Source organism: Roseibium sp. RKSG952, from assembly GCF_009711355.1.
Genome location: NZ_SMMF01000351.1, coordinates 1 through 679 on the forward strand (window position 1 = coordinate 1; position 679 = coordinate 679).

General features: G+C 52.6%; 1 protein-coding gene. It reads left to right on the forward strand.

The window, feature by feature from the left end:
• The first annotated feature begins 108 nt into the window (after positions 1 to 108).
• On the forward strand, positions 109 to 627 hold the full coding sequence (locus E1297_RS01005) for a hypothetical protein (RefSeq protein WP_155132778.1): 519 nt from the start codon (positions 109 to 111) through the stop codon (positions 625 to 627).
• Positions 628 to 679 lie beyond the last annotated feature (52 nt).

Below are 679 nucleotides of genomic sequence, written 5' to 3' on the forward strand. Positions count from 1 at the left end.
GTCCTTCAGGGCGGGGAAGACGTTAACTTCAGGATTGTGTCGCTCACTCCAGCAATGGGATGAGTAATTACTTTGATTCCAGGATGCAAGGTTCACCTGAAGGCGAAGGTGGACGAACTTTCTCCAGGTCCTCGAGCAAAAGAACGAATCCGAGTCGTCAATTCTTGCTCTGAAAAAGAATACCTGATCACGGAGAAAAAAGTTGACTGGATCGTGGTATTTAATACCTTGTCGCTCCCGTCAAAAAATTCCCATGGATCGATTCCGGAGGTGGACATGCAAGGCAAGTCGAAATTGCGCCAGACCTCCATCAAGGACCGCATCCAGATCGCCCGCGAAAATAACAGGAGCGTTCCACATCTGATCTTCGGTCTCCCCAAGGACCTCCTGGAGGAGGCGTTGCCTCTACTTCATTTGCCGGAGCGCATTCGTTACGAGAGGCTGCTCAAACGCCAGGCGGAGAAGCGCCGCAAGATCAAGGTTGACGAGGAAATCGCAAATGCAGCCGCAGCGAAGCGGAGGGCCAAGGAAAACGGCCGCGACGATGATCGTGTAGGCTTCAACGCGAAGGAACTGGAAGTCGACGCGAACAACGTCGTCGACTTCATGACCTACCTCAATCGCTGACGACTCTTAACGTCTTCCCCATCCTGAAGGACAGGGATTTTTAGCGAAGCGC